The organism is Micromonospora sp. NPDC047812 (genome assembly GCF_040704175.1).
Taxonomy (GTDB): Bacteria; Actinomycetota; Actinomycetes; order Mycobacteriales; family Micromonosporaceae; genus Micromonospora.
This window is the reverse complement of record NZ_JBEYRY010000009.1, coordinates 61826-88800: the sequence shown is the minus strand read 5'-3', so window position 1 is coordinate 88800 and position 26975 is coordinate 61826. Positions and strand designations below refer to the sequence as shown.

Below are 26975 nucleotides of genomic sequence, written 5' to 3'. Positions count from 1 at the left end.
TTGCAGGACCTGCAAGATCGCTAGTAGGGTCCTCGCGTGACATCCGCCGGAACCGAACCCGCTCCCGGGCGGCGCGACCGCAAGAAGCGCCAGACCCGGGCCGCGCTGGTGGAGGCGGCCCTGCGCCTGGTGGCCGAGCGCGGCCTGGCCCAGGTGACGGTGGAGGAGATCAGCGAGGCGGCCGACGTCTCCCCGCGGACCTTCTTCAACTACTTCGCCTGCAAGGACGACGCCCTGGTCGGCGACCAGGCGGGCCACGCGGCGCGCCTGGTCGCCCGGCTGGCCGCCGTGCCGCCCGACGTGCCGGTGCTGACCGCGCTGCGGACCGCCCTCGACGAGGTGGTCGACGAGGTGCGCGCCGAGCGCGAGCTGTGGTGCCTGCGGATGGACGTGGTGACGCGTAATCCCGCGCTGCTGCCCCGCCTGCTGGCCGGCAACGCCGAGACGGAACGCGCCATCGTCGAGGTCGTCGCGGCGCGGGTGGGCGTCGATGCCGACCACGGTTACCCGGCGCTGGTCACCGCCGTGACGGGCGCGGCGCTGCGCCACGCCATGACCCGGTGGGCCGCCCACCCCGACCGGCCGGACCTGGCCGACCTCGTCGACGAGGCGTTCGCCGCCCTCGCCGCGGGGCTGCCGCAACCCGACCGGCCCTGACCCGCAAGCCCCTTCCGGGAAAGGTGCCCGGGAGGCCGTGAAACCCGTACCCGGTAAGGAAGGTCAATGACCGCTACCGTGCCCGCCAAGACCCCCGAGGTCGGCGCCGGCCGCATGTCCCGCCGCGAGGTGCTCCAGGCACTCTCGGGCCTGATGGTCGGCATGTTCGTGTCGATCCTCGCCTCCACGGTCGTGGCGAACGCGCTGCCGCGCATCATCGCCGACCTGAACGGCACCCAGACCGTCTACACCTGGATCGTCACCACCGAGCTGCTGGCCATGACGGCGACCGTGCCGCTGTGGGGCAAGATGGCCGACCTCTACAGCAAGAAGCTGCTGATCCAGCTCTCCCTCGGCCTCTTCGTGGTCGGCTCGCTGATCGCCGGGCTGACCCCGAACGTCGAGGTGCTGCTGGTCAGCCGGGTCGTGCAGGGCATCGGCGCCGGCGGCATGACCGCCCTGGCCACCATCGTGATGGCGGCCATGATCCCGCCGCGCGAGCTGGGCCGCTACGCCGGCATCTTCGGCGCCGTGTTCGGCGTCGGCACCATCGCCGGCCCGCTGATCGGCGGCGTGCTCGTGGACACCTCGTGGCTCGGCTGGCGCTGGTGCTTCCTGATCGGCGTCCCGTTCACCCTGCTCTCGATCGTCCTGCTCCAGCGCACCCTGCACCTGCCGGTGACCCGCCGCAAGGTGAAGATCGACTGGCTCGGCGCGCTGCTCATCACCTCCGGGGTCTCCACCGTGCTGGTCTGGTCGTCGCTGGCCGGAAACAAGTTCGCCTGGGCCTCGGGGTGGACGGCGCTGATGGTGGGCGGCGGCCTCGTCCTGCTGGCGCTGGCGGTCTGGGTGGAGTCCCGCGCGGCGGAGCCGATCGTGCCGCTGGACATCTTCCGCAACCGGACGGTCTCGCTGACCACCGTCGCCAGCATCCTGGTCGGTGTGGCGATGTTCGGCGGCACCGTCTTCCTGTCCCAGTACTTCCAGCTCTCGCTGGGCAAGTCGCCGACGGTGGCCGGGCTGATGAGCCTGCCGATGATCCTGGGCCTGCTGGTCTCGTCGACGGTGGCCGGCCAGCTGATCACGAAGTACGGCCGCTGGAAGCGTTACCTGGTGGCCGGCGCCGCCGTGATGGTCGCCGGCATGCTGCTGCTGGCCACCATCGACGCCCAGACCAGCATCGTGCTGCTCGGCGTCTACATGGCGGTGCTCGGCGTCGGCGTCGGCATGCTCATGCAGAACCTGGTGCTCGCGGCGCAGAACGACGTGCCGGCACACGAGCTGGGCGCGGCCACCTCGGTGCTGACCTTCTTCCGCAGCATGGGCGGCACGATCGGCGTCAGCGCGCTCGGCGCGGTGCTGGCGAACCGGGTCGCGACGCTGAGCGCGGAGAAGCTCGGTCCGCTGACCGGCGGTGCCACGGGCGGGGAGGGCTCCACCGAGGTGCCCGACCTGTCCGCCCTGCCCGAGCCGGTGTTGAAGATCGTCCAGGACGTGTACGGGACCGCCACCGGCGAGCTGTTCCTGGTGGCCACCCCCTTCGCGGTGCTCGCCCTGGTGGTGGTGCTGTTCATCCGGGAGAAGCCGCTGCACACCCTCAGTGGTGACGAGCGGCGGGCCCGGGAGGAGGCGGCCGCCGTCGTGCCCGGCGCGCACTGAGTCACCCGCCGAGGGGGGCGGTCCGGATCCGTTCCGGGCCGCCCCTTTGGCGTGCCGGCAGCCGCCCGCCCGGCCGCCGATCCGGCCGCGCCCGGCCGCCGATCCGGCCGCGATCCGGCGGTGCGCCGGCCGCCGATCTGGCGGTGCGCCGGCCCGCCCACCGGGCAGCGCGCGGGACGTCGTTCCGCCCGCCCGCCGCATTGACGCCTTTGATTGACAGGTGATGAACGGCACGTTACGGTCGCTCGGGAAAGCGCTTTCCACCTCACCCGCCTGCCCCACCACCCTCAGGAGGCCAGTCATGGAAAGGCCGGACCCCCCACGTCCGTCGTACCGGAAGAGGTGGCCCGTCGTCGGCGGCGCGGTCGCCGTGCTCACCGCCGCCAGCCTTGTGCTCTCGCCGACGGCCGGCGCCGCCACCGCCTTCTCGGCCGACTTCGAGGACGGCAGCATCGCCGGCTGGTCCAAGTCGGGCGGCAGTTGGTCGGTCGTGCCCGACGGTTCCCAGGTGGCGCGGCAGTCGAGCACCTCCAGCGAGAACGCCCGGCTCTTCAACGCCTCGACCGCCCTCACCGACTACACCGTCCAGGCCCGGGTCAGGCCCGTGAGCCTGGGCGCCAACGGCTTCGTCGGGCTGCTCGCCCGCGCCTCCGGCTCGACGACGTTCCACCGGCTGGCCCTGCTGCCGGGCCGGGTCGAGTTGCAGGCGGTCAACGGCGGCTCCGTGACCGTGCTGGGCAGCTCCGCGCGGACCGTCAGCAACGGCACCTGGTACACCCTCTCGCTCACCGCCAGCGGCTCCGTGGTCAGCGCGTCGGTCGACGGCACGCAGTTCGCCTCGCGATCCGCGTCGGGCCCCGCCGCCGGCCGCATCGGCCTGCAGACCGCGTACTCCTCGGCGTCCTTCGACGACGTCGTGGTGACCACCGGGTCCACCCCGCCGCCGACGACCGCGCCCCCGACGAGCGCGCCGCCCACCACCGCGCCGCCCACCACCGCGCCCCCGACGACGCCGCCGCCCACCACGCCGCCCCCGACCACGCCGCCGCCCACCACGCCGCCGCCGGGCGGCAACGCGCCCGGCCTCCAGGGCTTCGCCACCATGACCGGCCACGGCCGGACCGGCACGAACGGCGGAGCGGGCGGCCCGACGGTGACCGTCAGCAGCTACGCACAGCTCGCCGCGGCCGTGGCCGACGACGCGCCCCGCATCGTCCGCGTCTCCGGCACGATCACCGGCACCGGCGCGCCGATGCTGGACGTCGGCTCCAACAAGACGATCATCGGGGTCGGCTCCACCGCCACGATCAGCGGCTTCGGCCTCGACGTCAACGGCTGGGGCCCGGACGAGGTGGCCTGGGGCGGGGACCTCTGCGACCCCGCCGAGCGGAGCCTCTTCACCCACGTCCAGAACGTGATCATCCGTAACCTGACGTTCCGCAGCTCGCCGGACGACTCGATCAACGTCCAGTGCTACTCGCACCACGTGTGGATCGACCACAACACCTTCCACCCCGCGGCGGACGGCTCGGTGGACGTCAAGCGCGGCTCCGACCTGGTCACCGTGTCGTACAACCGGTTCGTCGGCACCGACAAGTCGATGCTGCTGGGCCACAGCGACAGCAACGGCGCCCAGGACACCGGCTACCTGCGCGCGACCTACCACCACAACTGGTTCGACGGCTCCAACACCCGCCACCCCCGGGTGCGCTTCGGCTACGCCCACGTGTTCGGCAACTTCGTGGAGGTCGACGACTACTTCATCGGCCTCGGCGTCGGCGGCCAGGTCTACGCCGAGACGAACCACGTGAAGAGCGCCAAGACGATCACCGAGGACTTCGGCGACACCCGCCTGACCTGGACGGGCACGAACTTCTACGACAAGGCCACCATCACCCGGGCGAACGACTCCGGCAAGACGATGGATGACTGGCTGCGGATCGACAACACCGTCGCCCGGCCCCCGTACGCGTACACGGCCGGATCCGCCTCCGCCACCCCGCCCGCGGCGGGCGCGGGGGTGGGCGGCGCGGACCAGCTGCCGTGACGGTGCCGCCGGCCGTTCCGGGCGACCCGGACTGAACCGGCCGTCGGTGGGGGCGGGCGAGCAGGAGGCCCGCCCCCACCGACGCGTGCCACGTGCCAGCGGCCCCGGCGCGTGGGCGTGTGCCACCAACCCGGCCGCGTGGCAGGTGCCACCGGCCCCGGCGCGTGCCGGCCGGCAGAGCCCTCACCGGGCGGCTCAGGCCGGCAGCGGCCCGGGGGTGGGGATCGGCACCGGGCGGCGCTGCGGCGCGGCGACCGGCACCGGGCGGCGTGCCGGCGGCCAGGCCGCCGGGATGCGTTCCAGTACCCCGCCGGCGAAGACGTCCCGCAGGCCGAGCGGCTTGAGGTGGACGTACCCGATGTGGCAGTCGCAGACCGCGTTGCCGCACGGCCGCGGTCGCAGCGCCGAGCGCCACGACCCGTCGTAGAGGTTGCCGATCGGCTCGTCGATGAAGTGGCAGCGGCGCACCGTGCCGTCGCCGCGCACCGAGATCGCCGTCTCTCCCGCGTGGCAGGGACGGTCGAGCGACACGTGCGGGCGGACGCTGTAGCCGAACAGCGGGTCCAGCTCCGTCCAGGTCGCCTCCTCGGCAGCGTCGTAGCGCCGGCCCTCGGCGGCGTTCACCCACAGGTAGACCTCGGCGGGCAGGGCGGCCCGCAGCGCCCGCGCCTCGGCGAGGTGCTCCGGCAGGCCGACCACCCCGACCGAGTACCGGACGCCCAGCTCGGTCAGCCGGGCGCAGCGGCCCAGGAAGCGGTCCCGGTCGACCTGGCCGGGATGGTAGGTCGTCCACAGGGCGGCGGCGCGCGGGTCGGCGTCGGCCAGCCAGTCCACCCGGGCGGCGAGGTTGGTCTGGATGACCACCCGATCGACGTGCGGCAGGTGCGACAGCGACACCATCGCGTCCCGGTACCAGCGGCGGGTCAGCCCCTCGCCCCACGGGGTGAACAGCACCGACAGCCGCACGTCGGTGGTGGCCGCCACCCAACCGGCGAACCGGTCCAGCGCCGCCCGGTCGGCGCGCAGCAGCTCCGGCGGGTCGCGCCGCTTGGCGAACGGGCAGTACGGGCAGTCGTAGTTGCAGCTCGCCAGGGGGCCCCGGTAGAGGATCGCGAGGTTCACCTCGGCACGTACCCGGTCATCGCGTCACGGACCCGGGCCGACGTCAGCCACGGGCCGACCGCGTCGGAGCGGGCCAGCCCGGCCGGGGTCAGCCGCAGCCCGCCGTCGGTGGCCCACCCCCGGTCGACCAGCCGGCCCAGCTCGGGGAAGTCCTCGCCGGGCGGGCGGCCGAAGCGGGCCCGGTAGGCCGCCGGGTCGACCCCCTCGGCGCGCAGCAGCGACTTGAGCAGCCACCGGCGGCGCTGCTCCGCGCCGTCCAGGGCGAACCCGAACTCGGCGTACCGGAAGTCGTCCGCCGGGCGGGCCAGGTAGTCGTCGAGCACCGCGCGCACCTGCGACACGCCCACCGCGTAGTCGAACGAGTAGTGCAGGGACGTGGTGTAGGAGCGGGCGCCGCAGCCGAGGCCCACCATGCCGTCGTCCTGGCAGCAGTAGTCCGGCCCGTCCGGAATGGGCGCGTCGGAGCGGCGGAACTGCCGCATCGACTCCTGCCGGTACCCGGCCGCGCCCAGCACCGCCACCGCCTGCTCGTAGAGGGCGAGCCGCTGGGCGTCCCAGTCCGCGCGGCCGTGCGCCCGCCGCCCGAGCCCCGTCAGCGGTCGCACGTACAGCGGGTAGAGGTACAACTCCTCGGGCCGCCACGCCAGGGCCGCGTCGAGGCTCTGCCGCCAGGTGTCGGCGGTCTGCCCGTCGATGCCGTAGATCAGGTCGATGTTGAGCACGGGGATCCGGGCGTCGCGGATCGCGGCCAGGGCCGCCTCCACCTCCGCGCGCCGCTGCGGCCGGCCGGCGGCGCGGGCCTCGGCGTCGAGGAAGCTCTGCACGCCGATGCTCACCCGGGTGGTGCCGTGCGCGGCGAGCACCGCGAGCCGGTCCGGCGTCGCGGTCGCCGGCGAGGTCTCCACCGACAGCGGTACGCCGGGCAGCCGGGCGCCCATCGCGGTGGCGATGCCGAACAGTTCGGTCAGCTCGTCGGCGGTCAGGTAGGTGGGGGTGCCGCCGCCGAGTGCCGCGCGGGCGTAGCCGGCGTCCTCGCCCAGCGCCTCGGCGACCCGGCCGGCCTGCCGGCGCAGCTGCCGCAGGTACGCCGTCACCTGCTCGGCGGGCGCGTTGGCGCGGGTGAACAGGTTGCAGAAGCCGCAGCGCATCTCGCAGAACGGCAGGTGCACGTAGAGGAAGAGCGCCTCGCGCGCCTCTGCCCGCCACACGTCCGCCAGCAGCGGGCGCGGTCGCAGCGGCCGGTAGGAGGTCTTGTGCGGGTACGCGTAGAGGTACTGCTGGTACGGCGAGCCGTCGAGGCCCGTGTCGGTGCTGGTCACCATTCCCCCGGTCGCAGGACGAAGTGGGCGTACGGGACCGTCCACACCACGTCGTGGCCGATCCGGTGGCCGGTGTGGCCGTCCTCCCCGTAGGCGGTGCCGTGGTCGGAGCAGACGATCGCGAACACCGGTCGGCCCCGGCCGGTGAGCAGTGCGAACAGCCGGTCGATCCGGCCGTCGACGTATTCCAGGGCGGCGGCGTGGCTGGCCAGGTCGTCGGCCTGTGCCCCGGGCAGGTGGTGCCGGTTGGGCTGGTGCAGGGCGGCGACGTTGAGGAACGTGAACAGCGGCTGCCGCGCCGGCACCCGCGGCAGCACCTCGGCCAGCCGGTCGAGCTGCGCGTCGAGGCAGGTCGGGGAGGTGACCCCGAACTCCGGCTCCCAGTGCGCCTCGGCGAACAGGCCCGGCAGCACCGCCCCGAGCGGGCTGCGCCGGTTGAAGAACCCGACCCCGCCCAGGCAGAGCGTGTGGTAGCCGACGTCGGCGAGCGCCGTCGGCAGGTCCGGCGCGTCGAACACCCACGTGTCGGCGCCGGACGTCTCGCTGCCGGGGAACGCCGCCGCGTACAGCCGCTCGTGCCGGCCGGGGGTGACCGGGGTGGGCAGGAAACCGGCGAAGAACGCGTGGTGCGCGGCGTAGGTGAAGCTGGCGGGGGAGTGCCGGCGCTCCCACCGGCCCCCGGGCAGCGCCCGCGCCAGGTGCGGCGTGCGCCCCCGCGCGGCCAGGTCGGCGGCCACGTCGTGACGCAGCGTGTCGAGGGTGAGCAGGAGCAGGTCGTGGCTGCCGATCAGGCTCCGCACCGGAGCACCTCCCGCCCCGCCGCGTCGCCGCGCGTCGGCCCCTGTCCCGTCGCGTCGCCGCGCGTGGGCTCCCGCCCCGTCGCGTCCCCGCGCGGCGGTGCCTGCCCGGCCGCCGCGCGCCAGCGCTCCCACCGGCCGTCGGTCAGGGCGCGCACCTGCTCGGCGTAGGTGTCCCGGCCGTCGGTGAGCACCCCCGGCAGCAGGTCGCCGAAGGCGTTGACCTCGGCCACCGCGTGCCGTCGCCAGCCGACGAGGAACATCAGGTCGATCCCGACCTGGAGCGTGCGGGGGAAGCACCGGGCCACCCGCTCGCAGGTCTCCATCGCCGCCGCCCACGCCGCCGGCCCGGCCGCCGCGCGCAGCTCGGCGAGGTCGCCGCGCGCGTTGCCCAGGTGCAGGTTGGTCAGCGGCCCCCGGGCGGCGCGCACCACAGCGTGGGTGGGTCGCCCCGCGACCGTCACCACCCGCAGGTCGACCACCCGGTCGCCGAGCCCCGCCTTGGGCAGCCACCGCTCCACGTGCAGGCCCTCACCGGCGATCCGGTCGACGATCGCGGCGACCTCGGCCTCGTCGCCGTAGCGGCGCGGCCGCAGGGAGTTGAACAGCCCGTCCGGTGTCGCCTCGACCGTGGTGACCGCCTGCACCCGCCGCCCGGCCACCGCCAGGGCGACGACCCCGGCGGCGGACGAGCCGTGCGCGGGCTTGACGAACACGCGGCTCCAGCGGGCCGCCGCCATCGCCGCCCGCAGCTCCGCCCACCCGTGCACGGCCGGCAGCGCGGCCGGCACCGGCACCCCGGCGGCGGCCAGCCGCGCGTGGCAGCGCCGCTTGTCGCAGAGCACCGCCACGTCCGCCGGGTCGTTGAGCAGCTCCGCGCCGCCGGCGGCGACCCGGTCCAGGCCCCGCAGCAGCCCGGCGTACGTGTCGGCCAGGCCGACCAGCTCACCGTGGCGGGCCGGGGCGGCGGACCGGCGCAGCAGCCGGTCCACCTCCGCGTCCTCCCCGGGCGAGTCGACCCGTACCAGCGCGCCGGCCTCGGGCGGCGCCGCCCCGGTCAGCACGTCGGCCCACGGCAGCACCGCCGGTCGGGGCAGTCCGGCGCCGACGACCGCCCGGGTGAACAGGTCGACCCGACGGTTGCCGGGGTTGCCGACGACGGTCAGGCGCATGTCACTCCGACACCGCCGTGTAGCGGTAGCTCTCGCCGTCGTACTCGTCGGGCTCCTGCGGGTCGGAGACGTCCACCCGGACGCCCGGCAGCGCGGCGACCACGGCGGCGGCCGTCTCCTCCGACAGGTAGTGATGGGCCAGGTCCAGCTCGGCCAGGTGGGTCAGCGGCTGGCCGGCCAGGAGGGCCGCCGCGCCCTCGTCGCCGAGCGTGCCCATCGACAGGTCCAGCCGTTGCAGCCGGGGCACCACCGGCGCCGACGCCAGCGCCCGGGCGAGGTCGTCGGCGATCGCCGAGTTGCACAGGCCGAGCCGGCGCAGCTGCGGGAACCGCTCCCCGGCCAGCAGCGGGGCGAGGTCGGCGACCCGCGCGTCGCCGCCGTAGTCGGGGGTGCCGAGCCACAGCTCCAGGTCGGTCAGCGCGGGCAGGTCGGAGTCGAGCACCGCGCCGACGAACGCCCGGGACAGCCCGCCGCTCTCCACCGCCAGCTCCCGCAGCCGCGCGTGCCGCACGGGGGAGAAGGCGAAGTTCTCGCCACCGCGTACCCGCAGCACCTCCAGCTGCGGGTACGCCGTCAGCAGCGGGCTGACGTCGCCCACCTTCATCCAGGAGACCTCGCACTCCTCCACAGTCATGTCACCGAGGAACAGGGCACGCAGGGCGGGCAGGCGCGACGCCGCCGCGCAGAGCTGCGCGATCGGGGCGGTGTGGAACGCCGCGTAGCCCCAGGAGCCGATGACCAGGGACTCCACGGACGGCCCGGCCTGCGCGACGAACCGGTCGAACGCGACGCGGAACTCCTCCGAGAGCTTGTACTCCATGCTCTCGTTGAAGTGCCAGAGGGCGAACCGCCACGAGACCGGGCCGTCCACCGTGGGCAGCGGCCCGTCGACGGGGACGTTCACCACCGGGCGGCCGGCGAAGTGCTCTGCGTGGGAACCGAAGGTCATCGCCGCTCACTCCCCGACTTCGGTGTAGCGGTAGAGCTTGCCGCCGTGCTCCTCGGCGGTCTGCGGGTCCGCCAGGTCGACCTGCACGCCCGGCAGCGCGGCGACCACGGCGGCGGCCGTCTCCTCCGAGAGGAAGTGGTGGTGCAGGTCGAGCCGCGTCAGGTGGGTCAGCGGCTGGCCGGCCAGCAGCGCCTTCGCGCCCTCGTCGGTCAGCGTCCCCATCGACAGGTCGAGCGCCTCCAGCCGGGGCACGATCGGCGCGGTGGCGACGGCCGCCGCCACCGCGTCGGCGATCTCGGCGTTGCACGCCGCGAGGTACCGCAGCGCCGGCAGGCCGGCGCCGGAGAGCACCCCGGCCAGGTCCTCGGCGCTCGCGTCGCCGCCGTAGTCCCTCCTGCCGAGCCAGAGGTCCAGCCGGTGCAGGGCCGGCAGCTCGCACGCGCCGACGGCACGGACCACCCCGGCCGGCAGCCCGCCGGACTCGAACCGCAGCTCCCGCAGCTCGGCGTGGCGGATCGGCTCCAGCCGCAGGCCCTGGGCCCCGCGCACCCACAGCACCCCCAGCGACGGGTACGCCGCGAGCAGCGGCGTGATGTCGCCGTGGGTGAGCCAGGAGATCTCGCACTGCTCGTAGGTCAGGTCGGCGAGGAAGACCGCGCGCAGCCCGGTCCACTCCCCGGCCGCCTCGACCAGCGGCTCGATCGGCAACGGCCGCTCGTAGGCCTCGCCCCACTCGCCGATCACCAGGGCGCGCACCGAGTCGGGCGGGACCTGTTCCCGCAGCGCCCGCACGAGACCGAGGAACTCCTCGGCCTCCGCGTCGTGCTCCTCGACCTCCAGGCGCCAGGCGACCGCCGACGGATCGTCGGGAAGTGTCATTCCCGGGGTGAAGGTCACTACCGGTAATCCGACGAACGACGACACGTGCGAGCTGATCACGCCTACCTCCGGTCCGACTGGTGCAGCGGCGGCGCGACGGTAACAGGTCCGCCCGACAAGATGATCAGCGAGCCGACCGGCGGTGGCCGTCGACGTCGGCCGGCGTTCCGGGGTGGCCGGGCGGCGCTGCCGGTCTCCCGACTCCGGCCGCCGGCCGGTCACAGCCCGAAGAACGCGAGGTAGGCGTCGATCTGGTGGGCGAGCATCGGCTCGCCGGGATGCGCCCGCAGGCCCCGGGCCCGCGCCTCGGCCAGCAGGACCGTCTCCGCCGGCGTCATGATGATGTCGGCGACCACGGCGTCCGCCGGCAGGTCGGCCACCGCGAACGGCGGCGGGTCGTCGGGGCGCAGCCCCAGGGGCGTGGCGTTGACCGCGAGGTCGGCGTCGGCCAGGCGCGGTCGCGCCGTCGCGCCGACCCGGCCGGGGTACGCGGCGGAGAGCCGCCGCCGCAGCGTCTCCAGCCGGTCCGGATCGGTGTCGCTCAGCCGCAGCTCCGCCACGCCGGCGTCGAGCAGGGCCACCGCGATCGCGCTGCCCGCCCCGCCCGCGCCCACCACGCACGCCCGGCGGCCCCGGGGGTGGTGTCCGGCCTCGGCCAGCCCGCGGACGAACCCGTCGCCGTCGAAGGTGTCCGCGGTCCACGTCCCGTCGGGCTCGCGCCGCAGGGCGTTGGCGCTGCCGGCCAGGCGGGCGCGGTCGCTGGCCCGGTCGGCGAGGTCCAGCGCGGCGGCCTTGTGCGGCACGGTGACCAGCATCCCGTGCAGGTTCGCCACCCGTTGCAGCCCCCGCACCACCTGGGTGAGGTCGGCCGCCGCCGCGTGGACCGGGACGAGCACCGCGTCGGTGCCGCGCCGGGCGAGCACCGGGTTGAGCAGCCCGGGGGCGCGCACCTGCGCGATCGGGTCGCCGAGCAGCGCGTACACCCGGGTGGCGCCGCCTATCTCGGTCATGGCGTCTCCCGCGGGGGCAGGGGTCGTCCGGCGCGGCCGGACCGGGGCGGTGCCGACCCTACGCGACGGCGGTGCCCGCCCCGACGTGGGCGTCGGCGCGCCGGCCGGCCAAGCGGTACGGGATCGTGGCCGGCCGTCGGCGCGGATCAGGAGGTGGTGGACGGGACTGGTGATTTCACCGATGCGGTGCCGTCGGCGCCACCCAAGACTGATGCATGTCGATATGCCCCGTCCTGTAGGGAGTGCCCGACGTGTCATCACCCACCACCACCGCCCGTCCCCGTCCCGCCACCCGCCTCGCCGGGCTGGCCGTGGCCGCCGTCCTCGCCACGGTGGGCGCGCTGGCCGCGCCGCCGGCCGCCCAGGCCGCCGACAACCCGTACGAGCGCGGTCCCGCCCCGAGCGTCGCCCTGCTGGAGGCCAGCCGCGGCCCGTTCGCCACCGCGTCGCAGAGCGTCTCCTCGCTCAGCGTCACCGGCTTCGGCGGGGGCGTCATCTACTACCCGACCAGCACCGCCGAGGGCACCTTCGGCGCCGTCGCCATCTCGCCCGGCTACACCGCCGCCTGGTCCAGCATCGACTGGCTCGGTCCGCGGATCGCCTCGCACGGCTTCGTGGTGATCGGCATCGAGACCAACACGCGCCTCGACCAGCCCGACAGCCGCGGCCGGCAGCTGCTCGCCGCGCTCGACTACCTGACGCAGCGCAGCTCGGTGCGCGGCCGGATCGACGCCAGCCGCCTCGCCGTCTCCGGCCACTCGATGGGCGGCGGCGGCAGCCTGGAGGCCGCGGTCGCCCGGCCGTCGTTGCAGGCCGCCGTGCCGCTCGCGCCGTGGAACCTGGACAAGTCCTGGTCCGACGTCCGGGTGCCGACGCTGATCATCGGCGGCGAGAGCGACAGCGTCGCGCCGGTCTCGTCGCACTCGGAGCCGTTCTACACCAGCATCCCGGCCTCGTCGGAGAAGGCGTACCTGGAGCTCAACGGGGCGAGCCACTTCTTCCCGCAGACGGTCAACACGCCCACCGCCCGGCAGGCGGTGGCCTGGTTGAAGCGGTTCGTCGACGACGACACCCGCTACGAGCAGTTCCTCTGCCCCGGCCCGACCGGCTCCGCCATCCAGGAGTACCGCAACACCTGCCCGAGCGCCTGACGCCTGCCGGGGCGACCGTCACCCGCGGTCGCCCCTCGGCACGTGGCTGCCCGCCCGGTGCAGAAACCGTCGGTCGCCGTCCCGGTCGGGGCGGCGACCGACGAGCGTGTGCGTCCAGGGCATCGAAGCTATTGACGGCCCACGTCAGAAACGTACACTCCCAGTGTAAATACTGGCGGCTGCCGGGGGGGACGGGTGATGGAGCAAGGGCTCGCACTGCACCACATCGGGGTCCGCTTCGGCGGCCTCACCGCCCTCGACGACGTCTCGCTGCGGGTGCCGCCCGGCCGGGTGGTCGGCGTGATCGGTCCCAACGGGGCCGGCAAGACCACGCTGTTCAACGTCGTCTGCGGCTTCGTCACGCCGGACGAGGGCTCGCTGAGCCTCGACGGCCGGCCGCTGCGCCCGCGCCCGCACCGGCTGACCCGGCTGGGCGTCGCCCGCACGTTGCAGGGCACCGGGCTCTTCGCCGGGCTCACCGTGCTGGAGAACGTGATGACCGGGGCCACCCACACGGCCCGCGCCGGCTTCCTCGCCGCCCTGCTGGGCCTGCCCCGCAGCGACCGCGACGAGCGCCGGCTGCGCCGGCACGCCCTCGACGTCCTCGACACCCTGGGCATCGCCGGGCACGCCGACGCCGCGCCGGGCACGCTGCCCTTCGCCGTACGCCAGCGGGTCGCCCTGGCCCGCGCGCTGGCCGCGCGTCCCCGGCTGCTCCTGCTCGACGAGCCCGCCGGGGGCCTGGGCGGCGACGACATCGCGGAGCTGGCGGAGCTGATCCGGGGGCTGCCCCGGCGCGACACCGACCCCTGCGCGGTGCTGCTGGTGGAGCACCACATGGACCTGGTGATGTCCGTCTGCGACGAGATCGTGGTGCTCGACTTCGGGCGGGTGATCGCCGCCGGCACCCCCGACGAGGTACGCGACGACCCGGCGGTCGCCGACGCCTACCTCGGCGCGGCGGTCGACGAGGCCGCCGCATGACCGGCGAGGGCCTGCTCGAGGTGCGCGGCCTGGTGGCCGGCTACGGCGGCGCGCCGGTGCTGCACGGGATCGACCTCACCGTCACGCGGGGCGCCATCGCGGCGGTGGTCGGCGCAAACGGGGCCGGCAAGACCACCCTGCTGCGCGCCCTGTCCGGCATGCTGCGTCCGGCGGCCGGCCGGGTCGTCCTGGCCGGGGAGGACCTGCGCGGCGTCCCCGTCGAGCAGCTCGTGCGGCGCGGCATGGCCCACGTGCCGGAGGGCCGCGGGGTGGTCGGCGAGCTGACGGTGGACGAGAACCTGCGCCTCGGCGGGCTGTGGCGGCGCGACCGGGCCGACGCGGCCCGCGCCCTCGACGAGGTCTACCAGCTCTTCGAGCCGCTGGCCCGGCGGCGACGGCACCCCGGGCACCAGCTCTCCGGCGGCGAGCGGCAGATGCTCGCCCTCGGCCGGGCCCTCGTCGGCCGGCCCCGCCTGCTGCTGCTCGACGAGCCGTCGCTCGGCCTGGCGCCGCGGGTGGTCGCCCAGACCATGGCCCTGCTGCGCCGGCTGCGCGACGACACCGGGCTGACCGTCCTGCTCGTCGAGCAGAACGTGCGCAGCGCGCTGTCCGTCGCCGACCAGGGCGTGGTGATGTCCCTGGGCCGGGTCGTCACCACCGCCCCGGCCGCCCGGCTGCGCGACGACGCCGACCTGCGGCACGCCTACCTCGGCTTCTGAACCCTCGTCCCCGCAAGGAGGACCGTTGGACCGCTTCGTCTTCCTCACCCTCGACGGCCTGTCCAGGGGCGCGGTCCTCGCCGCGTTCGCACTGGCGCTGGTGCTCATCTGGCGGGCGGCCCGGATCGTCAACTTCGCGCAGGGCGCGATGGCCGTCGCCACCGCCTACGTGGCCTACAGCGTCTCCGCCGCGACCGGCTCGTACTGGCTGGGCTTCCTGGCCGCGCTCGGCGCCGGGCTGCTCCTCGGCGCGGCGGTGGACCTGGTCGTCATGCGCCTCGTCGACCACACCTCGCCGCTCAACCCGGTGATCGTCGCGCTGGGGCTGGTACTGCTGATCCAGGCCGTCCTCGGCATGGCGTACGGCAGCGAGTTCCTGCCCGCCGCGACGCCGTTCTCCCGGACCGCGCTGACCGTGGGCGGCGTCGCCGTCCTGTCGCCGTACGACCTGTTCGTCTTCGCGGCGGTCGCGGTGGTGGTCGTGGGGCTCGCCTGGACCTTCACCCGCACGGCGGTGGGTCTGCGGATGCGCGCGGCGGCGTTCGCCCCCGAGGTGTCCCGGCTGCTCGGGGTGAACGTCGGCGGCATGCTCACCCTCGGGTGGGCGCTGGCCTCCGGGGTCGGTGCCCTGGCCGGCATGCTGGTCATCCCCACCGAGCTGGGCCTGCACCCGCACGCGATGGACCTGGTCTTCGTCTCGGCGTTCACCGCCGCCGTGGTGGGCGGGCTGGACAGTCCACCGGGGGCGGTGGTCGGCGGCCTCGCGGTCGGCCTGCTGCTCTCCTACGTCAGCGGCTACGCCGGCAGCGACGTCACCCCGCTCGCGGTACTGGTGCTGCTGCTGGCGGTGCTGCTGGTACGTCCCGGCGGGCTGTTCGCCCCGGTCGCGGCGAGGCGGGTGTGAGCGCCACCCGGGCGGTGACCCCGCCGGACACGAAGGCGCGGATCGACCGCACCGGCCCCGCCGAGCCCCGCCTCGGTTCGACCCTGCTGCGTCACCTCGGCCTCGCGGCCGTCGCCGCGCTGCTGCTGGTGGCCGCCAGCTACGGGCTGGAGCCGTTCCGCAACTTCCAGCTCGCGACCGTGGCCGCCTACCTGTGCGCCACCGCCGGGCTGACCGTCCTCACCGGGCTCAACGGTCAGCTCTCGCTGGGGCACGGCGCGCTGATGGCGACCGGCGCGTACACCGTGGCCCTGTGCCAGAACGCCTTCGCCGACGCCGGGCTGACCGGCGGCTGGCTGCTCCCGGTGTCGCTGGGCGCCGCCGTCCTGGCCACCCTCGTGGTGGGCGCCGTGGTCGGGGTGGCCGCCGCCCGGCTGCGCGGCCCGTACCTGGCCGGCGTCACCCTGGCCGTGGCGGTCGTGGTGCCGGCGCTGACCGTCACCTTCGACGGCGTGTTCAACGGCGAGCAGGGGCTGGCGGTGCCGGTCGAGCCCCCGCCGGCGGCCCTCGGCGCGTACTTCCCCTACGAGCGCTGGCAGCTCTGGGTGACCGCCGCGGCCACCCTGCTGGCCCTGCTGCTGCTGGCCAACCTCGTCCGCAGCCGGTACGGCCGCACCTTCCGGGCGGTCCGCGACGACGAGGTCGCCGCCCGCCTCGCCGGCATCCACGTCGCCCGCACCCAGGTCCTCGCCTTCGTGGTCAGCGCGGCCGGCGCCGGGCTCGGCGGCGCCTTGCTCGCGGTCCTCGCGCAGAGCGTGTCGCCCGGGGCCTTCTCGCTGACGCTGTCGCTGTTCCTGCTGATGGCGGTCGTCATCGGCGGGCTGGGCAGCCTCGCCGGCGCCGCCTGGGGCGCCGTCCTGCTGGTCGCCCTGCCCGACCTGACGCACGCCCTCACCGAGCAGCTCACCCTGTCGCCGGCGGTCGCGCAGCGGGTCGAGGGCAACCTGCCGCTGGCGATCTTCGGGCTCACCCTGGTCGTCGTCATGATCGCCGCTCCCGGCGGCGTGCAGGGCCTGCTGTCCCGGCTGGCCCGGGCCGTCTCCGCGCGCCGGGCGGGCCGGCGGTCCTGAGCCGCCCGCCGGCCGTCCGCACCGCACCGCACCACCCACCACCCGCACCACGACCACCCACCACCACCCGGACCGAGGAAAGGTCGGTGTCTGACATGACACGAACGGCACGGCGCGGCCTCGCGCTCGCCACCGCCATCACCCTGCTCGTCGCCTCCGCCGCCTGCACCGGGGACGACGGTGGCGGCGGCGGGGGGACGGTCCCCGGCGTCACGGACACCGAGATCGTGGTCGGCACGCACATGCCGCTCACCGGTCCGGCCTCCGCCGGCTACTCGAAGATCGCTCCCGCCACGAAGGCGTACTTCGACCACGTCAACGCCAACGGGGGCGTGCACGGCCGGAAGATCACCTACAAGATCATGGACGACGGCTACAACCCGGCGAACACGCAGCAGGTGGTCCGCCAGCTCGTCCTGCAGGACAAGGTCTTCGCCATCCTCAACGGGCTCGGCACGCCGACCCACACCGGCGTGCTCGACTTCCTCAAGAGCAACCGGGTGCCCGACCTCTTCGTCGCCTCCGGAAGCCGCAGCTGGGACCAGCCCGACCGGTATCCGGGCACGTTCGGCTTCAATCCCGACTACACGGTGGAGGGCAAGATCCTGGCCCAGCACGTGAAGACCAGCCTGCCGGGGCGCAAGGTCTGCTTCCTCGGCCAGGACGACGACTTCGGCCGGGACAGCCTGGTCGGCGTGGAGAAGGTGCTCGGCGCCGGCGCGGTGGCGGCGAAGCAGACGTACGTCACCAGCAACACCAACGTGGCACCCCAGATCGGCGCGTTCAAGGCGGCCGGCTGCCAGGTGGTCATCCTCGCCACCGTGCCCGGCTTCACCGCCCTGGCCGTCGGCACCGCCGCCCGGCTGAACTTCAAGCCGCAGTGGCTGGTCTCCAACGTCGGCGGCGACCACCCGACGCTGGCCAAGCAGCTCGGCGCCGCGGCGGGCCTGCTCGAGGGCATGGTCGGCGCCAACTACCTGCCGATGCAGAACGACGCCGCCGACCCGTGGATCCAGCTCTTCACCAAGGTCAACAAGGAGTACAACGGGGACGCGCCGTTCGACGGCAACACCGTCTACGGCATGGCGGTCGGTTACCTCTTCGTGCAGGTGCTCCTCGCCGCCGGCAAGGACCTCACCCGCGAGGCGGTCACGGAGGCCGTCCGCAAGGGCGGCTACCAGGGGCCCGGCCTGGCCCCGCTGCGCTACTCCGACACCGACCACTCCGGCTACGGCGGGCAGCGGCTGACCCGGGTGAGCGGCGGGACGCAGGCCTACTTCGGGCCGACGTACGAGACGGACGAGGGCGACGGTCCGGTACGCGAGCACACCGCCCCGCCGGTGACGCCGCCGGCCAACGGGGTGCCGACGGCCTCCTGACCGGTCGCACCCGGCACGGGCCGGGCGTGGCGCGTCGGTCTCCCGGCCCGCCACGCCCGGCCGGCGTCAACTCAGCCGCTCGACGACCATCGCCATGCCCTGGCCGCCGCCGACGCACATGGTCGCCAACCCGATCTCCTGGTCGTGCCAGCGCAGCGAGTTGATCAGCGTGGTGGTGATCCGGGCGCCGGTCATGCCGAACGGGTGACCCACCGCGATCGCGCCCCCGTTGACGTTGAGCCGGTCCCAGTCGACCCCCAGCTCCCGGGCGCTGGGCAGCACCTGCGCGGCGAACGCCTCGTTGATCTCGACGAGGTCGACGTCGTCGACGGACATGCCGGCCCGGCGCAGCGCCTGCCGCGACGCCGCCACCGGCCCGAGCCCCATGATCTCGGGGGAGAGGGCGCTCAGGCCGGTGGAGACGATCCGGGCCAGCGGGGTGACGCCCAGCTCCCGCGCCCGCACGTCCGACATCACGACGAGCGCGGCGGCGCCGTCGTTGAGCGGGCAGCAGTTGCCGGCGGTCACCGTGCCGTCGGGCCGGAACACCGGCGGCAGCGCCGCCACCGCCTCCAGGGTCACCCCGGCGCGCGGCCCGTCGTCGGCGGCCACCACCGCCCCGCCGGGGACGGTGACCGGGGTGATCTCGCGGGCCCAGAAGCCGTCGGCGATCGCCTTCTCGGCCAGCAACTGCGACCGTACGGCGAACTCGTCCTGGCTCAGCCGGGACACCCCGCGCAGGTGCGCCACGTTCTCGGCGGTCTGTCCCATCGCGACGTAGACGTCCGGCAGTTCGCCGTCCTCGCGCGGGTCGTGCCAGCCCGACAGGTCGCCGGCCGCCCTGGTCGCGGTGCGCTCCAGGGCCCCGGCGAAGGCGGGATTGGTGGTGCCGGGGTGCCCGTCGGCGCGACCCCGGTCGTAGCGGGAGACGCACTCCACCCCGACCGAGAGGAAGGCGTGGCCCTCGCCCGCGCGGATGGCGTGCAGGGCCATCCGGGTGGTCTGCAACGACGACGAGCAGTACCGGTTGACGGTCGTGCCGGGCAGGTGGTCCAGCCCGAGCAGGGTGCCGACCACCCGGGCGAGGTTGTGGCCCTGCTCGCCCGCCGGCTGTCCGCAGCCGAGCATCAGGTCGTCGATCTCGCGCGGGTCGAGCGCCGGCACCTGGTCGAGGGCGGCGCGCACGATGGTGGCGGCCAGGTCGTCGGCGCGCAGGTCGCGCAGGGAGCCCTTGCGCGCGCGCCCGATCGGTGACCTGGCGGCGGCGACGATGACGGCTTCGGGCATGGGAGCGTCCTCTCCGGAGGGCAAACTATCTGCATCGACAGTGCTGTTATGCCGAAGTGCTGTCAATGGAATGTGACCTGTCCATCGACGTTCCGTCGTTGACGGGTGCCGATCGCCCTCCTACTATCTGCATCGTGAATGCAGATTCGGGCCGACTCGCGGGCCGGGTCGCCCTCGTCACGGGCGCCAGCCGCGGCATCGGCCTCGCCGTCGCCCGCCGGCTCGTGGCCGAGGGCGCCCGCGTCGGACTGACCGCGCGGCACCCGGAGGCCCTGGCCGAGGCGGTCGCGGCCCTGGGCGGGCCCGCCCACGCGGTGGCCGTCGCCGGCCGGGCCGACGACGCGGGGCACCGACGGGCGGCGGTCGACGCCGTGACCGAGGCGTTCGGGCCGGTCGACGTGCTGGTCAACAACGTCGGCATCAACCCGGCGTACGGACCGCTGGTCGAGCTGGACCTGGCGGCGGCCCGCAAGATCCTCGACGTCAACCTGGTCGGCACACTCGGCTGGGTGCAGCAGGTCGCCGCGGGGATGGGCGGGCGCGGCGGCTGCGTGGTCAACGTCTCCTCGATCGCCGGCCGCACCCCGTCGCCCGGCATCGCCTTCTACGGGGTGAGCAAGGCCGCCGTCGACCACCTCACCGCGTGCCTGGCCGTCGAACTCGCCCCGAAGGTCCGGGTCAACGCGGTCGCGCCCGCCGTGGTGAAGACCCGCTTCGCGGCGGCGCTGCACGAGGGCCGGGAGGAGGAGGTCGCCCGGGCGTACCCGCTGGGGCGCCTCGGGCTGCCGCGCGACGTGGCCGGCGCGGTCGCCTTCCTCGCCTCCGACGACGCGGCCTGGATCACCGGGCGGACCCTCGTCCTCGACGGTGGGGTCAGCCTCGCCGGCCGGCCCGCCGGATGACCGCGCCGGGCCCGGGCCGGGGCCGGCCGGTCGCCGCGCCGCCCGCGGCTAGACTCGGCGCGGCGGTACGGGCGACGTGACGGCGATGAGGAGGCGGGCGCGGATGGGCGGTGCCGAGGCGCCGGTCCGGGTCGACGGCCGGACCGCGCGGGCCGAACGCACCCGGGCGGCGATCGTCGAGGCGCACCTGGCGCTCATCTCCGAGGGCGACCTGCGCCCGACCGGCGAGCGCATCGCCGAGCGGGCCGGCATCTCGCTGCGGACGCTCTGGACCAACTTCAAGGACATGGAGACGCTGTTCGAGGCCAGCGGCGCGGAGCTGCTCCGGCAGCAGGACGCCGCCCACCGGCCGATCTCGCCGGCGCTGCCGCTGGCCCGGCGGATCGACGCGTACTGCCGGCAGCGGGCCCGGCTGCTCCAGCTCATCGCCCCGTCGGCCCGCGCCGCCCAGATGCGCGAGCCGGTCTCCGGGCAGCTGCGCCGCAACCGCCTCAAGCACATCGCGCGGGTGCGCGACGAGGTCGAGCAGCTCTTCGCCGCCGAGCTGGAGCAGGCCGGCCCGGACCGGGACCAGGTGGTGCACGCCCTGGTGGCCGCGAGCATGTGGCCGGCCTGGTCGATGCTGCGCGACGGGCTGGGGCTGGGCGTGGACCAGGCCCGCGCGGTGATGACCCGCACGGTCGCCGCCCTGCTGGCCGACGTCGGCCCGCGCTGACGCGCGACGCGGGAAGGCGGCGCCGCCGGTCTTTCCATCGGGGCTACCGATAGGTAACACTCGATTGCATGGTTACTGCATCGTCAGTGCAATTAGCCGTGTTGCACGGCCGGGCCGACGAGTGCGCCGCGATCCGGCGCCTGCTGGGTGACCTGCCCACCGGCGGGGGAGCGCTGCTGGTCCAGGGCGAGCCCGGATCCGGCCGGAGCGCGCTGGTCGACTACGCCCACCGGCACGCCGAGGGCTGCACCGTCCTGGCCGGCACCGGGCTGCCCGAGGAGGCGGCCCTGCCGTACGCGGGGCTGCAACGGTTGCTGGACCCGGTGCTCGACCGGGCCGGCGCGCTCCCCGAACAGCAGCGGCGGGTGCTGCTGCGGGCGCTGGCCGGCGCGGGCTGCCCCGTCCACCGGCGCCTGGCGCTCTCCCTGGCCGTGCTCGGCCTGCTCGCCGCCGCCGCGCGGGACCGTCCGCTGCTGTGCACGATGGACGACGTGGACCGGGGCGACCAGCCCACCGCGGACGCGCTGGCGTTCGTCGCCCGTCGGCTGCGCCGGTCGTCGGTGGCCGTCCTGCTCACCACGGCCGCGGACGTCCCCCTCGGCGGGATAGCCCGGCACCGGCTCCGTCCGCTCGACGACCGGGACTGTGCCGCACTGCTCGCCGACCGGCTGGCCGGCCGGCCGCCCGCACCGCCCGTGGCCGCCGCGCTCGCCGCAGCGGCCGGGGGTAACCCGCAGGCCCTCGTCGACTTGGCCGAGGTACTCACCCCGGGCCAGTGCCGGGGGGAGGAACCGGTGCCCGAGACGCCCCCGCCCGACGGCAGGCTGGGCCGCGCCTACCGGGCCCGCCTGGACCGGCTGCCGGCCGACACCCGCCGCGTCCTGCTGCTCGCCGCGCTCGACGAGGACGGGGAGCCGGCCACCCTGGTCCGGGCCGCCCGGGTCGCCGGCACGGCGGTCGAGGCGCTCGCGCCGGCCGAACTCGCCGGCCTGGTCCGCGTCGAGCCGCGACGGGTGACCTTCCCGCAGCCCCTCGTCCGGACCGTGGTCCGGGCCGCCGCGCCGCTGGCCGAGCGGCGCGCGGCGCACCTGCTGCTCGCCGGCGTGCTCGACGGGGCCGGGCACCGGCTGCGCCGGGCGGGGCACCTCGCCGCCGCCGCCCAGGGGCCCGACCCGGCCCTGGCCGCCGAGCTGGAGCAGGCCGCGACCGAGTGCGAGGGCGCGGGAACGGCGGCCTCGGCCGCGCTGCAACGGGCCGCCGAACTCACCGACGACCCGGCACGCGCCGCCGCCCGGCTGGTGGCCGCCGCCCGGTACGCCTGGTCGGCCGGCCGGACGCACCGGGCCCGACTGCTGCTGGGGAACCTGCCCGCCGCCGTGGACGCCACCGAGGCGGGCCGGGCCGGGCTGCTGCGCGGCGAGCTGGAGCTGCGTGCCGGCCGGCCCCGGTCCGCGCCCGCCACGCTGCTGGCCGCGGCGGAGGCGCTGGCCGGCACCGATCGCGCGCTGGCCCTCGGCGCGCTGGTGCGGGCGGGCGAGGCCGCCTGCTTCACCGGCGACCAGTACCGCTACGCCGACGTCGCCCGGCGCGCGCAGCTGTTGCGTCGCCCCGACGACCCGCCCGCGACCGAGCTGCTGAGCGCCTACGTCGCCGGGACCGCGGCGACCCTGCGCGGCGACCACGAGCAGGCCGGGCCCGCCCTGCGCCGGGCGGTCGTCCTCGGTGGGCAGCTGACCGGGCCGGCGCTGACCCCCGGGGCCCTGACCTGCGCGGCGGCGGCCGGGCTGCTCGTGGCCGTGGACGGCGCGGCGCACCGGCTCGCCGAGCGCGCCGTCGAGCTGGCCCGCGAGCGCGGCGAGCTGTCCGCCCTGCCGCGCGCCCTGGAGCTGCGGGCGGCCGCCGAGTACTGGCTGGGCCGGCACGAGGCCGCGACGGACAGCTCCCGGGAGGGGCTGCGGTTCGCCCGGGACACCGGCCAGGAGAACTGGGCCGGCGTGCACCTGGGCATGCTGGCCGTGCTGGCCGCCGTCCGGGCCGACCGCGACACCGCCCTGCGCCGGATCCGGGAGATCGGCGAGGACCCGGGCGCGCACAGCCGGCCCCGCGCCCTGGCGCAGTGGGCCCTGGCGGTGCTCGACCTGGTCGACAACCGGCCGGCCGCCGCCGCCGCGCGACTGGCCGCCCTGGCCTGCCCCGGCACGGGCCGGGGGCAGGTGCTGGTCCTGGTGATGGCCACCCCGTACCTGGTGGAGGCCGCCGCCGCCGTCGCGGACCGGCCGGCGGCCGGCGCCGCCCTCGCCGTCTTCGACAGGTGGGCCAGCAGTACGGCGAGCCCGTCGCGCCGGGCCCTCTCCGCGCGCTGCCACGGGCTGCTCGCGCCCCGGGGCAGCGCCGAGGCGGAGCGGGAGTTCCGCACCGCCCTGCGGCTGCACCCGACGGACGCCGGCGCGTTCGAGCGCGCCCGCACCGAGCTGCTCCTGGGCCGGGAACTGCGCCGCAGCCGCCGTCCCCGCGCGGCGCGCGAGCACCTGCACGCCGCCCGGGAGGCGTTCACCCTGCTGGGGGCGACCACCTGGGCGGAACAGGCCACCACGGAGCTGCGGGCGGCCGGGGAGTCGGTCGGGCCGCCGGAGGAGTCGGCGGCGCGACTGCTGACCGGCCAGCAGCTGCGGATCGCGCAACTGGTCGCCGAGGGCGCCACCAACCGGGAGATCGCCGCCCGGATGTTCCTCTCCACCCGTACGGTCGACCATCACCTCCGCAACATCTTCCACCGCCTCAACGTCCGCTCCCGCACGGAACTGGCCCGCGCCCTCTCCTGACCCCCGCCCGCCCCCCGACCCGCGCCGATCATGCAGTCGTGGTGTCCCGCGAAAGCCGCGAATTGGCACTGACCGCCCACCACAAGTCCATGATCGACGCCGGAGGGCGCCTGCGGGCGGCGGCGGGGAAGAGGGGAGGGGTCAGGGGAGGATGACGGTGCGGGCGCCCTCGCCGCGGGACATGCGGGCGAAGGCCTCGGGGGCGCCGTCGAGGGTGGTCCGGTCGGTGATCAGGTAGCCGAGGTCGAGGGTGCCGTCGAGCACGGACCGGGCGAGTTCGGGCACGTCCCGGTCCGGGTCGGAGGAGCCGTAGACCGAGGAACGCAGGGTCCGGGCCGAGTGGAAGATGTCCAGCGCGCCCAGCCCGACGATGTCGTCCCTGGCCCCCATGCCGACGACGGTCACCTGTCCACCCCGGCGGGTCGCCCGCCAGGCGGTGCGGATCGTGGCGCTGCGCCCGACACACTCCAGCGCGTGGTCGACGCCCCGGCCCCCGGTCCGCTGCCGGACCGCCCGGCTGAGCGACTCGTCGGCGAGCAGGAAGTCGGTGGCGCCGGCTGCGGTGGCCAGCGCCGCCTTGGCCGGGGAGACGTCGACGGCGAGCACCGGGTCGGCGCCGGCAGCGCGCGCGGCGGCGACCACCGACAGCCCCACCCCGCCGAGGCCGATCACGGCCACCGACTCGCCGGGGGCCACCCCCGCCGTGCGGCGGACCGCGCCGACGCCGGTGAGCACGGCGCAGCCCAGCAGCGCCGCCGCCTCGAACGGCAGCTCCGCCGGGACCTCGATGACGGCGTCCTGCGGCACCACCACCTCCTCCGCGAGGGCCCCGAGGCCGAGCGTGACGTGCAGCGCCTCGCCGGCCGGCGTACGTCCCCGGGGGGCCGAGGGCGACCCGGTGCGCTCGCACAGCCACGGTTCGTCCCGCCCGCAGTACCAGCAGCCGCGGCACGGCGGGGCCCAGTTCAGCACCACGTGCGCGCCGGGCGCGACCCGCGTGACGGCGTCGCCGACCTCGACCACCACCCCGGCCGCCTCGTGCCCGAGCACCAGCGGGTACGGCGGTGCGAGCGTCCCGTCGACCATGGACAGGTCGGAGTGGCAGACGCCCGCCGCCCGGACGCTGACCCGTACCTCGTGCGGGCCGGGGGCCGGCAGCTCGATCTCCTCCACCAGCAGCGGGGCGTCGACGGCCCGTACGACCAGCGCCCTCATCGCTGGATGGCCTTGACCTGGAGGAACTCCTCGAGCCCGTGCCGGCCCAGCTCCCGGCCGAGGCCGGACTGCTTGTAGCCGCCGAACGGGGCGAGCGGGTTGAACGGGGCGCCGTTGACGTCGACGGCGCCGGTGCGCATCCGCCGGGCCACCCGCAGCGCCCGTTCCCCGTCGGCCGACCAGACCGCGCCGGCCAGTCCGTACCGGGAGTTGTTGGCGACGGCCACCGCCTCGTCCTCGTCGGCGAACGGGATGACCGCGAGCACCGGGCCGAAGACCTCCTCCTGGGCCAGGGCGCTGTCGGGGTCGACGTCGGCGATCACCGTCGGGGCGACGAAGTATCCCCGCTCGGGCAGCGGGGCGTCCGGCCCGCCGGCGACGAGCCGCCCCCCGTCGGCCAGACCCCGCGCGACGTGGCCGAGGACCCGCTCGCGCTGCGCCGCGGAGACCAGCGGGCCGAGCCGGGTGGCCGGGTCGAACGGGTCGCCGAGCCGGTAGCCCGCCGCAGCCCTGGCGGCCAGGTCGAGGGCCTCGTCGTAGCGGTCGCGGTGCACCAGCAGGCGGGTCCAGGCGGTGCAGGTCTGGCCGGAGTTGAGGAAGGCGTTGCCGACCCCCACCTTCACGGCCGTGGCCAGGTCGGCGTCGTCGAGGACGACGTTGGCCGACTTGCCGCCGAGTTCCAGGGCGACCCGGGCGATCCGGTCGGCGGCGAGGTGGGAGATCCGCCGGCCGGTGGCCGTCGAGCCGGTGAAGGAGACCATGTCGACGTCCGGGTGCGCGGCGATCGCCTCGCCGACCACCGGGCCGGTGCCGGTGACCAGGTTGACCACCCCGGGCGGGAAGCCGGCCTCGTGGATCGCGTCGAAGAGCAGGTACGCCGTCAACGGGGTCAGCTCGCTCGGCTTGAGCACCGCCGTGCAGCCGGCGGCCAGGGCCGGGGCCAGTTTCGCGACGACCTGGTGCAGCGGGTAGTTCCACGGGGTGATCGCCCCGACCACGCCGACCGGTTCCCGGACCACCAGCGAGTTGCCGACGGTCTCGTCGGCCGGCGGGTGGGCGGCCAGCTCGACGTAGCTGTGCAGGACGGTCAGCGGCAGGCCGGCCTGGACCCGGGTGGCGACCTTCAGCGGGGTGCCGAGTTCCAGGGCGACGGTGCGGGCGATCTCGTCGGCCCGGGCGGAGAGCGCGGCGTGCAGCCGGTCCAGGCGGGCGGCCCGCTCGGTGGGCGCGGTGTCGGCCCAGCCGGGGAAGGCGGCCCGGGCCGCCGCGACGGCGCGGTCGACGTCGGCCGCCGTGCCGGCCGGCACGGTCGCGATCACCTTCTCGGTCGCCGGGTTCCGCACCGCGACGGTCTCCCCGGAGCCGGCGGCGAGCCACTGTCCGTCGAGGTAGAAGTCGGTCCGTGCGAGATCCATCCTGCCCCTCACGTACGTCGGCCAAAACTAGCAGCGCAAGTTTTGACTCTAGTACGCGTCGCCGGCCGGCGGGAGGGGTGGCAGCGGCCCGATGTGCTCCTCGTAGGTGCGCGACAGCCCGTGGATGAGCGCGTCGAGGCCCAGCGCGAAGGCGCCCTCGTCCACCCGCTGCTGGTGCTCGGCCAGCCGGTGGGCCTGGGTCAGGTGCGGGTACTGCTCCGCGTACAGCCCGGGGTCCTCGACGAAGCCCCGCGCGAACGAGCCCAGCGCCGAGCCGGCCACGAAGTAGCGCATGAGCGCGCCGATGTGCGTCGCCCGGGCCGGCGGCCAGCCGGCGGCGACCAGTCCGCCGTAGACCGCGTCGGCCATGGCCAGCGCCGCCGGCCGGCGCCCCGGCCCCCGGGCCAGGTACGGCACGATGTTCGGGTGCGCGGCCAGCGCCGCGCGGTAGGAGTGCCCCCACCGGCGCAGCGCCTCCCGCCAGTCGACGCTGCCGAAGAACGACACGTCGACCTGGCCGGTGACGCTGTCGGCCACCGCGTCGAGGATCTCGTCCTTGGTGGCGAAGTGGTTGTAGAGCGAGGGTCCGCGTACCCCCAGTTCGGCGGCCAGCCGGCGGGTGGAGAAGCCCTCCAGCCCCTCGGCGTCGATCAGCGCGGCGGCGGTCTCGACGATCCGCTGCCGGCTGAGCAGCGCCTGCCGCGGCCGGGGCATCCGGTCCTCCTTCGCTCGGGTGGTCCGTCGCAGACTCTGCCACAACCG

23 protein-coding genes are annotated in these 26975 nt (G+C 75.5%); 12 read left to right on the top strand and 11 right to left on the bottom strand.

Features of this window, described 5'->3' with window-relative positions:
* Positions 1–36: 36 nt before the first annotated feature.
* The 3 genes from AB0883_RS25765 (at position 37) to AB0883_RS25755 (ending at position 4363) form a co-directional block, all read left to right on the top strand.
* The gene (locus tag AB0883_RS25765) at positions 37–657 is read left to right on the top strand and encodes a TetR family transcriptional regulator (RefSeq protein ID WP_366643876.1); all 621 of its coding nucleotides are present in this window, start codon (positions 37–39) and stop codon (positions 655–657) included.
* 66 nt (positions 658–723) lie between these two features.
* Positions 724–2316: an MDR family MFS transporter gene (locus AB0883_RS25760; protein WP_366643875.1), complete on the top strand. Its 1593-nt coding sequence runs from the start codon at positions 724–726 to the stop codon at positions 2314–2316.
* 301 nt (positions 2317–2617) lie between these two features.
* A complete protein-coding gene (locus AB0883_RS25755; protein ID WP_366643874.1) occupies positions 2618–4363 on the top strand; it encodes a LamG domain-containing protein in 1746 nt (581 codons plus the stop codon).
* Between the two features lie 195 nt (positions 4364–4558).
* Here AB0883_RS25755 and AB0883_RS25750 read toward each other — a convergent pair whose 3' ends face one another.
* The 7 genes from AB0883_RS25750 to AB0883_RS25720 all read right to left on the bottom strand — a co-directional run bounded on the left by AB0883_RS25750 (position 4559) and on the right by AB0883_RS25720 (position 11611).
* Entirely contained in the window at positions 4559–5485 is a 927-nt protein-coding gene (locus AB0883_RS25750) for an STM4011 family radical SAM protein (RefSeq protein WP_366643872.1), read from the bottom strand.
* On the bottom strand, positions 5482–6804 hold the full coding sequence (locus AB0883_RS25745) for an STM4012 family radical SAM protein (protein ID WP_366643871.1): 1323 nt from the start codon (positions 6802–6804) through the stop codon (positions 5482–5484). The genes AB0883_RS25750 and AB0883_RS25745 overlap by 4 nt, the downstream gene beginning before the upstream one ends.
* On the bottom strand, positions 6801–7604 hold the full coding sequence (locus AB0883_RS25740) for an STM4013/SEN3800 family hydrolase (protein ID WP_366643870.1): 804 nt from the start codon (positions 7602–7604) through the stop codon (positions 6801–6803). The genes AB0883_RS25745 and AB0883_RS25740 overlap by 4 nt, the downstream gene beginning before the upstream one ends.
* Positions 7592–8773 carry an STM4014 family protein gene (locus tag AB0883_RS25735; protein ID WP_366643869.1) on the bottom strand — a complete coding sequence of 394 codons (1182 nt, stop codon included), beginning with the start codon at positions 8771–8773 and terminating at the stop codon, positions 7592–7594. The genes AB0883_RS25740 and AB0883_RS25735 overlap by 13 nt, the downstream gene beginning before the upstream one ends.
* A gap of 1 nt (position 8774) precedes the next feature.
* Entirely contained in the window at positions 8775–9722 is a 948-nt protein-coding gene (locus tag AB0883_RS25730) for an STM4015 family protein (RefSeq protein ID WP_366643868.1), read from the bottom strand.
* Positions 9723–9728: 6 nt separating this feature from the next.
* On the bottom strand, positions 9729–10601 hold the full coding sequence (locus AB0883_RS25725; RefSeq protein ID WP_366643867.1) for an STM4015 family protein: 873 nt from the start codon (positions 10599–10601) through the stop codon (positions 9729–9731).
* A 218-nt stretch (positions 10602–10819) separates the two neighbouring features.
* Positions 10820–11611, bottom strand: a complete 792-nt coding sequence (locus tag AB0883_RS25720) for a shikimate dehydrogenase (RefSeq protein WP_366643865.1) — start codon at positions 11609–11611, stop codon at positions 10820–10822.
* A gap of 311 nt (positions 11612–11922) precedes the next feature.
* Here AB0883_RS25720 and AB0883_RS25715 point away from each other — a divergent pair, with 311 nt between their 5' ends.
* From AB0883_RS25715 to AB0883_RS25690, 6 genes are all read left to right on the top strand, one after another.
* A complete protein-coding gene (locus AB0883_RS25715; protein ID WP_366643944.1) occupies positions 11923–12762 on the top strand; it encodes an alpha/beta hydrolase in 840 nt (279 codons plus the stop codon).
* Between the two features lie 198 nt (positions 12763–12960).
* Entirely contained in the window at positions 12961–13746 is a 786-nt protein-coding gene (locus AB0883_RS25710; protein WP_366643864.1) for an ATP-binding cassette domain-containing protein, read from the top strand.
* Positions 13743–14465, top strand: coding sequence for an ABC transporter ATP-binding protein (locus tag AB0883_RS25705; RefSeq protein ID WP_366643863.1), 723 nt, complete (start codon positions 13743–13745; stop codon positions 14463–14465). The genes AB0883_RS25710 and AB0883_RS25705 overlap by 4 nt, the downstream gene beginning before the upstream one ends.
* 25 nt (positions 14466–14490) lie before the next feature.
* Entirely contained in the window at positions 14491–15369 is an 879-nt protein-coding gene (locus tag AB0883_RS25700) for a branched-chain amino acid ABC transporter permease (RefSeq protein WP_366643862.1), read from the top strand.
* A gap of 83 nt (positions 15370–15452) precedes the next feature.
* Positions 15453–16478 (top strand): branched-chain amino acid ABC transporter permease, encoded by a 1026-nt coding sequence (locus AB0883_RS25695; RefSeq protein WP_366643943.1) that lies wholly within the window; start codon positions 15453–15455, stop codon positions 16476–16478.
* 95 nt (positions 16479–16573) lie between these two features.
* On the top strand, positions 16574–17857 hold the full coding sequence (locus tag AB0883_RS25690) for an ABC transporter substrate-binding protein (RefSeq protein ID WP_366643860.1): 1284 nt from the start codon (positions 16574–16576) through the stop codon (positions 17855–17857).
* Between the two features lie 66 nt (positions 17858–17923).
* Here the strand turns inward: AB0883_RS25690 and AB0883_RS25685 are convergent, their stop codons facing one another.
* Positions 17924–19144, bottom strand: a complete 1221-nt coding sequence (locus AB0883_RS25685) for an acetyl-CoA C-acetyltransferase (RefSeq protein WP_327028774.1) — start codon at positions 19142–19144, stop codon at positions 17924–17926.
* Positions 19145–19278: 134 nt separating this feature from the next.
* On the opposite strand from AB0883_RS25685, the gene AB0883_RS25680 reads away from it, so the two are divergent.
* The 3 genes from AB0883_RS25680 (at position 19279) to AB0883_RS25670 (ending at position 23583) form a co-directional block, all read left to right on the top strand.
* Positions 19279–20046: an SDR family oxidoreductase gene (locus tag AB0883_RS25680; RefSeq protein WP_366643859.1), complete on the top strand. Its 768-nt coding sequence runs from the start codon at positions 19279–19281 to the stop codon at positions 20044–20046.
* Positions 20047–20149: 103 nt separating this feature from the next.
* Positions 20150–20761 carry a TetR/AcrR family transcriptional regulator gene (locus AB0883_RS25675; protein ID WP_366643858.1) on the top strand — a complete coding sequence of 204 codons (612 nt, stop codon included), beginning with the start codon at positions 20150–20152 and terminating at the stop codon, positions 20759–20761.
* Between the two features lie 98 nt (positions 20762–20859).
* A complete protein-coding gene (locus AB0883_RS25670) occupies positions 20860–23583 on the top strand; it encodes a LuxR C-terminal-related transcriptional regulator (protein WP_366643857.1) in 2724 nt (907 codons plus the stop codon).
* A 141-nt stretch (positions 23584–23724) separates the two neighbouring features.
* Here AB0883_RS25670 and AB0883_RS25665 read toward each other — a convergent pair whose 3' ends face one another.
* From AB0883_RS25665 to AB0883_RS25655, 3 genes are read right to left on the bottom strand one after another with little or no spacing between them, the layout of a single operon-like run.
* Positions 23725–24798: an alcohol dehydrogenase catalytic domain-containing protein gene (locus AB0883_RS25665; RefSeq protein WP_366643856.1), complete on the bottom strand. Its 1074-nt coding sequence runs from the start codon at positions 24796–24798 to the stop codon at positions 23725–23727.
* Entirely contained in the window at positions 24795–26213 is a 1419-nt protein-coding gene (locus AB0883_RS25660; RefSeq protein ID WP_366643854.1) for an aldehyde dehydrogenase family protein, read from the bottom strand. The genes AB0883_RS25665 and AB0883_RS25660 overlap by 4 nt, the downstream gene beginning before the upstream one ends.
* Before the next feature lie 48 nt (positions 26214–26261).
* Entirely contained in the window at positions 26262–26927 is a 666-nt protein-coding gene (locus AB0883_RS25655; RefSeq protein ID WP_366643852.1) for a TetR/AcrR family transcriptional regulator C-terminal domain-containing protein, read from the bottom strand.
* Between the last annotated feature and the right edge of the window lie 48 nt (positions 26928–26975).

Coding starts and splice junctions, on each gene's coding strand:
- AB0883_RS25685 (WP_327028774.1), bottom strand. CDS start 19,144: ATGCCCGAAGCCGTCATCGTCGCCGCCGCCAGGTCACCGATCGGGCGC.
- AB0883_RS25665 (WP_366643856.1), bottom strand. CDS start 24,798: ATGAGGGCGCTGGTCGTACGGGCCGTCGACGCCCCGCTGCTGGTGGAG.
- AB0883_RS25660 (WP_366643854.1), bottom strand. CDS start 26,213: ATGGATCTCGCACGGACCGACTTCTACCTCGACGGACAGTGGCTCGCC.
- AB0883_RS25730 (WP_366643868.1), bottom strand. CDS start 9,722: ATGACCTTCGGTTCCCACGCAGAGCACTTCGCCGGCCGCCCGGTGGTG.
- AB0883_RS25735 (WP_366643869.1), bottom strand. CDS start 8,773: ATGCGCCTGACCGTCGTCGGCAACCCCGGCAACCGTCGGGTCGACCTG.
- AB0883_RS25725 (WP_366643867.1), bottom strand. CDS start 10,601: ATGACACTTCCCGACGATCCGTCGGCGGTCGCCTGGCGCCTGGAGGTC.
- AB0883_RS25755 (WP_366643874.1), top strand. CDS start 2,618: ATGGAAAGGCCGGACCCCCCACGTCCGTCGTACCGGAAGAGGTGGCCC.
- AB0883_RS25675 (WP_366643858.1), top strand. CDS start 20,150: ATGGGCGGTGCCGAGGCGCCGGTCCGGGTCGACGGCCGGACCGCGCGG.
- AB0883_RS25690 (WP_366643860.1), top strand. CDS start 16,574: ATGACACGAACGGCACGGCGCGGCCTCGCGCTCGCCACCGCCATCACC.
- AB0883_RS25760 (WP_366643875.1), top strand. CDS start 724: ATGACCGCTACCGTGCCCGCCAAGACCCCCGAGGTCGGCGCCGGCCGC.
- AB0883_RS25705 (WP_366643863.1), top strand. CDS start 13,743: ATGACCGGCGAGGGCCTGCTCGAGGTGCGCGGCCTGGTGGCCGGCTAC.
- AB0883_RS25655 (WP_366643852.1), bottom strand. CDS start 26,927: ATGCCCCGGCCGCGGCAGGCGCTGCTCAGCCGGCAGCGGATCGTCGAG.
- AB0883_RS25710 (WP_366643864.1), top strand. CDS start 12,961: ATGGAGCAAGGGCTCGCACTGCACCACATCGGGGTCCGCTTCGGCGGC.
- AB0883_RS25720 (WP_366643865.1), bottom strand. CDS start 11,611: ATGACCGAGATAGGCGGCGCCACCCGGGTGTACGCGCTGCTCGGCGAC.